Consider the following 9,681-nt stretch of genomic DNA (forward strand, 5'->3'; position numbering starts at 1 on the left):
GTCCTATTGGAACTGCAAAAATGCGAGGGTGGTTTGTGCCACCCTCGCATCCTTTCACGCGCGTTTCTCAGACGCTGCCGTAAACAATGTCGCTACTCAGAAGATCGACCCCGACCAAGGTGATGGTCGTGACTTGTCCGCCCGTTTCGGTAACCGTTACGATGCTGTCTGCGCCGCTTGTGTCGATCTGGACACCGGCGTTCTGATCGCCGTTGAGCACCAGCGTATCTCGCAGGTTGGCGTCCGCATCGAAGCCGGTGACCTGGTACAGGTTCTCATCGAATGACAAGTCGACGTTGAAGGCATCAGCCTCACCGCCCGTGCCCACTAGCGTGTAGTCGAAGTTGCCGGTCAAGTCGTTGGCGAACAGGTTGGCGTCGAACGTACTCGTCGCCGAGTCCCCATCCCTGTCTGTTACCGTCGCGTTGAACGACAGCTGGATATCGCTGGCCAGGCTCTCGGTCTCCTGAATGAACTCGATCACCGGGATCTTGATCGTGCCCAGGCCCATCGTGAGCTGAACAGCGTCGATCAGCGTCGCATCCGCCTTCTCGATGACGAAGGACGTCTGTCCTCCGGCCTCCGCGGTCAGATCAGCGGCAAGAACCTTCGTCGGCGAACCCGACGTGGTGCCGTCCGCGTAGTAGATCGTGTAATACAGCTCTTCCGTTGCCGGGTTGTACCCTTGCACTGAGTTGTCGATGAATACTTTCATGCTCGACAACAAAGACTCGGGATTGATGACGAAACTCTCGTCACCGGCGTTGATGCCTGCTGTTGTGTTTCCATCCAGGTTGTTATTGGCGATCCCGATGCCGGACGTGCTGACGTTCATGTTCGCGCTGCCGATGAACGCAAACCCGCTACTCTCTATCTGCGCTTCGGTGAGGTCGGGTGCTCCCAGCACGATGGCGGAAAATATGTCGCTTGAGGAAGTGGTCGCGTTAACACCAAAAAAGACAATCTCCTCAGAGGGCGAAGGAATAGTCGGCGGCTTTTGCGGCGGGATTAACAATGTGCGCACTGGATCCGGACCGCCGGCACTGAGTGAGCCGTCGGCACTGCTGAGCACGACTGTCGAACTGAAGCCTTGCACCAGATCCAGTACATAGCTGCCATCGGCCAAGGCACTCAGCGTGTAGTCGATGGTGGTATCCGCCGTGGCGGCGTTGTTGTCGAAATCGCCGGTCAACGTCCCGGCGAATTGGTACGCGCCATTGCCGTCTGGTGAGGGCGACTGCTCGGTGAGCGTGGCGGTCCCGGTTGTGGTGGTGTTGTCTGGCCTGACGAGGGTGAACGAGCTATTCACCGAAATATCCAGACCGTTCGCATCCAGCCCGTCGGCGCCGGCCGAATGACTCCAATATCCGGTTTGTGGCAGGACGCTACCGGTGCCGATCAGGTTGCCAAAGGCGAGTGCTGGGCCGTCATCTTCGAAAAGCATCTTGGAGCCGATTTCTTCGATCGTAACAGCGGTTTGGAGCAGTGTGAAACCACCGATATCAAAATCGGCGTGGGTATTGCCCCTGGCGTCGAGGGCCGCTCCGTTCTCGATGAGCACCCGGTTATGATCCGCCGTCGTGGTGTATTCAATCTGATAGCCGGCTTTAACGCCGGTGATGGTTGCAACCCCTCCAGAAAAAGTGATGTTAATGCTCGGATCATCCACCGAGCCGTCTGAATTCTCGATTACCTGCCCGGTGCTGATGTTGGTGACGAGCACATTGGTGATGGCAACCGGCGTGTCATTTGCATAGCCGTCGATGAAGTTCGTGCCAGATTCAACCGCGGTGCTGAATGCGCTGATTTTTACCACAGCACTCTTGCCGCTTTGCAACTGTACGACGTCGAAATTGGCCTTCTTCGCATTGACGACGTCGGTAAAGTCGATGTTGGCTTCAACATCTGCTTCGTTCTGATCCAGGTTAGGAATGGTCACATCCTGCCTGGCACCGGTGACGAACGAATAACGGATGCCTTCCTGTTCCGTAATCATCTGGCTGTTGGTGCCAAAGGTGGTCGGGCCAGCCGCCTGGCTGGTATTGATCGTGTCGCCAGTCGTTATATTAACGCCAGTTGACTGATTCGCCGGGTCCTTGCCGGTGGCGATGATGGTGGGATCCGTGATCCGCAAAACACCACCGACATCGACAACTGTCGGGTTCTCCGTCGTGAACATCAGGAACAGGTTCTGACCGGAGGGCGCACCGGCCAGACTGAATTCCAGGTCCTGACTGGTTCCGACGAATACCTTATCCAGCAGATTGAGCGAATCATCGGGGTTCGTATCATCTGGATGCTGGAGCGGTTGGTACTCCACGGTCCAGATCTTGCCGCCCGAGACCGGCGATCCGGTTTCTTCAATGTAGGCCGCGAACACGATCGCGCCAGTTGCGCTCCCGGCTCGGCCCAGAACGATATTGTTGTTCTCTGTATCGGTATACAGAAGGATGCTGGTGCCATCGAGGGTAAACAGTCCGCTGTCCAGACCATTGAGCGGTGCGCCATTGCTGTCGACGAAGCTGATATCGGTAATGCCGGACGCGTCGGTGAGAGTGAATGCATTGCTGCCCGTGTCGCCCACGGCACCGGTATAGCCACTCAACGCTGCACCCGTTGCGGTACCGGCACTCAGTGCAGTCAAACGGGTTGAGAAGTCCGAGGGCAGGGACGCCACTAGAATGTCGTTGTCGTCAGCGTCTCCCGCAGGGGTTGGCGTGGTGGTGGCGTTCTGTAACCCGGCCGTTTCGTCCAGCGTAACGTCCACGCCGGTGATTTCAATAGCCATGGTTTTTCTCCCGAGCAATTGCGGTCATCGAGGCCTGACCGTTGACCTATCGCTGCAACTATGGCTAAGCGCCGGGGATCGCGCATCGGCCGATACTCCCAAGCGAGATGGGAGTTTCAGACTACTTGGATGGGGGAACAGCACGAGGGCGTGAAGGAACGGTGCCGCCTATTCCGTTTGTGAATGAGGACATGCCGCAAGGCTGGTCTGGCCTTGGCTCAGGGACCGCAGTGGCCCAATAAAAAACGGCCTGGCTCCTTGCGGGAGCCAGGCCGTGTACCTGCAGCGGTTTTCAGACAATGTCAGTGCTTGCGATGTCGGTCACCGGATCAAAGCACCAAATCTGTCGGTGCCAAGTTAGTCACTCCCACCAGTTCGACCACGACAGGATTTTCGATATCAATCGTCTGTACAGCGGTGAAATCGCTATCGCTATCGACGACTTTGAAATCCAGCGTTAGATCAAGGGTAGCGGGTGTAGTCGTGGTGGTGGAGAAACCAGCATCGATGATCTTCAGCGGATTCGTACTCGTATCCTCCGCAATCGTGTTTCCAGGCCCGACGAGACCAACGACCGGCTGTGCGGCAGTGCTGCTTGCGCCATCGGCACCGACATTGCGATTCAGATTTATCGCGCTGCCCGTAAGGCCAGCATCATTCGAAAGAATCTGAATACCCTTGATGAGCCAGTTATCACCGGTCTGAATGTTGAAGTCATTACTTTCAACAATCAATAGAGCATCATTGTTGTCCAGGTACGGGTCGTTCGGATCGGCCAGGTCGTTGACGATAAGGGCCTCGTACTTGGTTCCAACAAGATCGGCGTTGTTTGTATCGTTCTCGTACACATCGCCTTGGTCGACGTAGATGGCCCGTGTTGTAGTGATGGAGGAATCATTTGCATCAGCAAGGCTGACTATAAGCACAAGATCATCGCTTTCAGTCTCGTAGCCATCGAACTTGATAAAGAAATCGGTCGCGTAACTAAAATTGGTCGCGCCCAGGTCTCCTTTCGGATCAGTCTGGAAGAAATTGATGTTGGCCGCTTCACCTGCCTGGATCGTATTTCCGGAGACGCCCAGAGCAGTGCTGGACAAGGTTACAGGGGCCTGCGTGCCGCTCACCAGCTCACCCGCCGTCACAACAGTATTGCCGCCGGCACTAAGGGGTGACTCGAAGCCCGTGATCTGGATGAAGAAACCTTCACCAAGCTTCCCGGTAGCCACAGGTGATGGGCCACTGGAAGGGCTCGTGCCATCCACGTCATACGTTTCGTATCCAGTGCCTTCGCCCAGCGTGACGTCTTGCGTCGTTTGCAGCGCATCCAGCTCGAAGGTGTAGGTGTCATTGACTTTGTCAAACACCAGCGTGCCTTCCACCAGTTCAGGATCGGTGGCAGCGTTGCGATCGTGATCGTATTTGAACGACACATCAAACGTGGCAGCGTCGAGATTCTCCGAATCCCAGGTGACCGTTGGATCAACGATCGCAACATCGTTCGCCGTACCAGAGAGGGCGAGTTCGGCAAAATCACTGTCCGCTGCCGAAGAGTAGGTCGGCCCGCGCTGGTCCGCACCTATCGAGTAGGCGAAGTCACCCGAAAAGGTCCATGACGTCGCACCCAAAGTGGGATCGACATCCTGCACAGGGGCTGTCTCGATAACGGGGGTATCGTCGTCGACGTTGATCCCCAGCGTGCCGTCGACCGTATCGCCATCACCATCGGTCACCCGGTAGCTGATGGTGAACGCCTGGTTGTTCTCGTTCAGACCCGCCGCATGAGCGATCGGATTGTTTTGCACCACCGAGTAGGCACCTGTTGCCGCAACCATCGTCAGGGTCAGCACCGTGGTCGTGCCCTGCTTGACCAACAAACTGGTGCCATCAGCCACATAGGTGAAGCCTGTGGGCGCGCCGCTGGTCAGATAGGCCACCGTGCCGGCCCCGTCCTGACCAAAGTCGTGGCCCAGTGTGCCGCTTGCGTTAGCCGCGTCTGCATCGTCGTCCGTGCCGCCAGAATTGCCACCGGTGAGTGCATCGTCGTCGAGCAGCACCGTGCTGTTGGCTGACGCCGCCGGCCCGTCGTCGTCGAAGTTGATGTCGCCGCCGATACCGACGCTGTCGGTGCTGGTGTCGCCGTCGCCGTCGGTCACCGTCACCACTGCGTTGATCAGTCCGGCCAGATTGACCTGATCGTCATGGGCAGCCGCCGAGCTGCCGGCGATAGGGTGCGTGAGCGAAACATACTGCGCCACCGCCACGTTGCCGTCCTGCAACAGCGCAATCGCGAACGCCGCCGGATCGGCTCCCGTGACCGTGCCATTGGCCACGTCATAGCGGCCGACAATCAGATCGCCTTCCTTGAACAGCTTGATGTCCTTGCCATCGGTGGTGTTGAGCAGCGAGTCGGTGCCATTACCGCCCACAATCGCCAGTGACAACACTTTCGTCGCACCCTCCTGGTCCTGGCCAAAGCTGCTGAGCGCCGTAGTGGCCAAAGGCGTGGTGCTGATCGCGAACTCCGCTGGACTCAAGTCCGTGCCCTTGTTCGCCACTTCTGTGTCGAACAGCGCCAGAACCGCCGCCGCATCGCTGTCGTTATCCTGGTTGCCGGCCGTCTCGTCGATTGTTACTGAACCGCCGCCATCGGCCACGTCCGCGCTCGGCCCGTCGTCGTCGAAGTTGATGTCATCGCCGATGCCGACGCTGTCGGTGCTGGTGTCGCCGTCGCCGTCGGTCACCGTCACCACCGCATTGACCAGGCCGGCCAAATCGACCCGGTCGTCATGGTCCGTCGCCGAACTGCCGGCGACAGGGTGCGTGAGCGAGACATATTGCGCCACCGCCACGTTGCCGTCCTGTTGCAGTGCAATCGCGAACGCCGCGGGATCATCTGCTGTGACCGTGCCATTGGCCACGTCATAGCGGCCGACAATCAGATTGCCTTCCTTGAACAGCTTGATGTCCTTGCCATCGGTGGTGTTGAGCAACGAGTCGGTGCCATCACCGCCCACAATCGCCAGCGACAGCACTTTCGTCCCGCCCGCGGCGTCCTGGCCAAAGCTGCTCAGTGTCGTGGTGGCCAAAGGTGTGGTGCTGATCGCGAACTCGGTTGGATTCAAGTCCGTGCCTTTATTCGTTACTTCTGTGTCGAACAGGGCCAGAACCGCTGCCAGGTCGCTGTCGTTGTCCTGGTTGCCAGCCGTCTCGTCGATCGTCACTGCGCCGCCGCCATCAACCACGTCCGCGCTCGGGCCGTCGTCCTCGAAGATCATTTTGGAGCCGATTTCGGTTTTCGAAACAGAGGCCTGGACCAGCGTGAAACCACCGATATCAAAATCGGCGTGGGCATTGCCCTTGGCGTCGAGGGCCGCCCCGTTCTCGATGAGCACACGGTTGTGATCCGACGTTGTGGTGTATTCAATCTGGTAGCCGGCCAAAACGCCGGTGATGGTAGCAACCCCACCGGAAAAGGTGATGCCAATGGCCGGATCATTCACCGATCCGTTTGAATTCTCGATCACCACCCCGGCGCTGTTGAAGACGCGAACATTGGTGATGGCAACCGGCGTATCACCCGCATAGCCGTCGATGAACGCCGCGCCAGATTCAACAGCGGTGCTGAATGCGCTGATTTTTACCACAGCACTCTTGCCGCTTTGCAACTGCACGACGTCGAAATTGGCCATCTTCGCATTGAAGACGCCGGTAAAGTCGATGTTGGATTCAACATCTGCTTCGTTCTGATCCAGGTTAGGAATGGTCATATCCTGCCTGGCACCGGTGACGAACGAATAACGGATGCCTTCCTGTTCCGTAATCATCTGGCTGTTGGTGCCGAAGGTGGTAGGGCCACCCGCCTGGCTGGTATTGATCGTGTCGCCAGTCGTTATATTGACGCCAGTTGACTGATTCGCCGGATCCTTGCCGGTGGCGATGATCACGGGATCCGTGATCCGCAAGACACCATCGACCGTTGCAGTTGCCGGGTTCGCTTTGGTGAACATCAGGAACAGGTTCTGACCGGAGGGCGCATTGGCCAGGCTGAATTCCAGGTCCTGACTGGCTCCGATGAACACCTTATTCAGCAGATTGAGCGAATCATCGGCGTTCGTAGCATCTGGATGCTTGAGCGGTTGGTACTCCACGGTCCAGATCTTGCCGCCCGAGACCGGAGATCCGGTTTCTTCGATGTAGGCGGCGAACACGATCGCGCCGGTCGAGCCACCGGCTCGGCCCAGAACGATGTTGTCGTTGTTCGCATCCGTGTAGAGAAGGATGCTGGTGCCATCGAGGGTATCCAGACCGCTGTCCAGACCATTGAGTGGTGCGCCGGCGCTGTCGACGAAGCTGATATTGGTGATGCTGGCTCCGGGGTCAGTGGTGACGGTGAACGCATTGCTGCCTGTGTTGCCCACGGCACCGGTATAGCCACTCAACGCTGCACCCGTTGCGGTCCCGGCACCCAGGGCCGTCAAACGGGTAGCGAAGGTCGAGGGCAGGGAGGTCACCAGAATGTCGTTGTCGTCAGCGTCTCCCGTAGGGGTCGGCGTGGCGGTGGCATTCTGCAAACCGGACGTTTCGTCCAGCGAAACGTTCACACCGGTGGTTCCAATAGCCATGATCTTTCTCCAGAGCAATTGCGGTCATCTTGGCCTGACCGTTGACCATTGGCCGCAACTATGGATAAGCGCCGGCTATTGCGCATCGGCCGATACTCCCAAGCGGGGTGGGAGTTTCAGACTACTTGGGAGGGGGAGACGGGATGAGGACGCAAAGGAGCGGCGCGATGAGTACAGGGTCCATGGATCAACCATAAGCCCTGATCAGAGAGGGTGTTGGGGACTCGATTCCGTTTGGCAACCGACATTGGATACCGGGAGGTAGGTATACCGGAAATGGAAAGCCCCGCTGCCTTGTGGGCCGCGAGGCTAACCAATAAACACCTCCTGAAGAAGTCATGCAAATTAAGGGATCAGACGAAGTCTCCCGGTGCAACTTCGGTTGCAAGATTGACACCGACCAATACGATCACCGTGTCGCCAGCATTACCGCGCGGGACAGGTTTTACATCCTGTCGCGCGCGTACTCTTCTTAGCGGATCAAAGCACGAAATCTGTCGGTGCCAAGTTAGTTAATCCCACCAGTTCGACCACGACAGGATTTTCGATATCAATCGTCTGTACAGCGGTGAAATCGTTATCGCTATCGACGACCTTGAAATCCAGCGTTAGATCAAGGGTAGCGGGTGTAGTCGTGGTGGTGGAGAAACCAGCATCGATGATCTTCAGCGGATTCGTACTCGTATCCTCCGCAATCGTGTTTCCAGGCCCGACGAGACCAACGACCGGCTGTGCGGCAGTGCTGCTTGCGCCATCGGCACCGACATTGCGATTCAGATTTATCGCGCTGCCCGTAAGGCCAGCATCATTCGAAAGAATCTGAATACCCTTGATGAGCCAGTTATCACCGGCCTGAATGTTGAAGTCATTACTTTCAACAATCAATAGAGCATCATTGTTGTCCAGGAACGGGTCGTTCGGATCGGCTAGGTCATCGAGGATAAGGGCCTCGTACTTGGTTCCAACAAGATCGGCGTTGTTTGTATCGTTCTCGTACACATCGCCTTGGTCGACGTAGATGGCCCGTGTCGTAGTGATGGAAGAATCATTTGCATCAGCAAGACTGACTATAAGCACAAGATCATCGCTTTCAGTCTCGTATCCATCGAACTTGATAAAGAAATCGGTCGCGTAACTAAAATTGGTCGCGCCCAGATCTCCTTTCGGATCAGTCTGGAAGAAATTGATGTTGGCCGCTTCACCTGCCTGGATCGTATTTCCGGAAACGCCCAGAGCAGTGCTGGACAAGGTTACAGGGGCCTGCGTGCCGCTCACCAGCTCACCCGCCGCCACGGCAGTATTGCCGCCGGCACTAAGTGGTGCCTCGAAGCCCGTGATCTGGATGTAGAAACCTTCCCCAAGCTTCCCAGTGGCCACAGGTGATGGGCCACTGGAAGGACTCGTGCCACCCACGTCATACGTTTCGTATCCAGTGCCTTCGCCCAGCGTGACGTCTTGCTTCACTTGCAGCGCATCCATCTCGAAGGTGTAGGTGTCATTGACTTTGTCAAACACCAGCGTGCCTTCCACCAGTTCAGGCGTGGTGGCAGCATTACGATCGTGATCGTATTTGAACGACACGTTAAACGTGGCAGCGGCGAGACTCTCTGAATCCCAGGTGACCGTTGGATCAACGATCGCAACATCGTTCGCCGAACCAGAAAGGGCGAGGGCGGCAAAATCACTGTCCGCTGCCGAAGAGTAGGTCGGCCCGCGCTGGTCCGCACCTATCGAGTAGGCGAAGTCACTCGAAAAGGTCCATGACGTCGCACCCAAAGTGGGATCGAGATCCTGCACAGGGGCGGTCCCTATAACGGGCGTATCGTCGTCGACGGTAATGACCAGTTTGTCGGCCGCGGCCGTCACCGTGTCGCCATCGTAGTCGGTGGCCTGCAGCAGCGTGCCCAGGTTGAGGGTGATGTCGTTCTCGTCGTTGCCATCCACGTGATCCAGCTGCTTGAGCAGCGTGAAGCTGTACACACCCGCTGCGGTGAGGCTGAACGTGAACACGTCGGCACCGGCTACGCCGGCCTTGGCGGTAAGCGTGCCGCCCGCGACGCTGTACACCAGCGCCACCCCGCCCGAGTTCAGCGCCGGCAAGCTGCTGGTGTTACTCGACAAGGCATAGGTCAGCGGCGTGTCGGCGCCCGACTGGAAGATACCGGTCACGCTGCCGCTGGCCGTGGTCGCCTCGCCGGTCACGTCGCCCGTACCCCCGGCAATGCCATTGGCCAGGCCGTCCTCGTCGACGGTTCCCGTTGCGGCAGTACC

Annotated in this window: 3 protein-coding genes; all 3 read right to left on the minus strand. The window is 57.7% G+C overall.

Annotated features, from left to right (window positions below; genetic code table 11):
- Positions 1-67: 67 nt before the first annotated feature.
- Positions 68-2,788 (minus strand): DUF5801 repeats-in-toxin domain-containing protein, encoded by a 2,721-nt coding sequence (locus ACZ9IM_RS27600; RefSeq protein ID WP_476225533.1) that lies wholly within the window; start codon positions 2,786-2,788, stop codon positions 68-70.
- A gap of 329 nt (positions 2,789-3,117) precedes the next feature.
- Positions 3,118-7,410 (minus strand): beta strand repeat-containing protein, encoded by a 4,293-nt coding sequence (locus tag ACZ9IM_RS27605; RefSeq protein ID WP_476225534.1) that lies wholly within the window; start codon positions 7,408-7,410, stop codon positions 3,118-3,120.
- A gap of 480 nt (positions 7,411-7,890) precedes the next feature.
- A partial coding sequence (locus ACZ9IM_RS27610; RefSeq protein WP_476225535.1) for a T1SS-143 repeat domain-containing protein occupies positions 7,891-9,681 on the minus strand: 1,791 nt, incomplete at its 5' end.

It is taken from the genome of Pseudomonas sp. TE12508 (assembly GCF_056279485.1).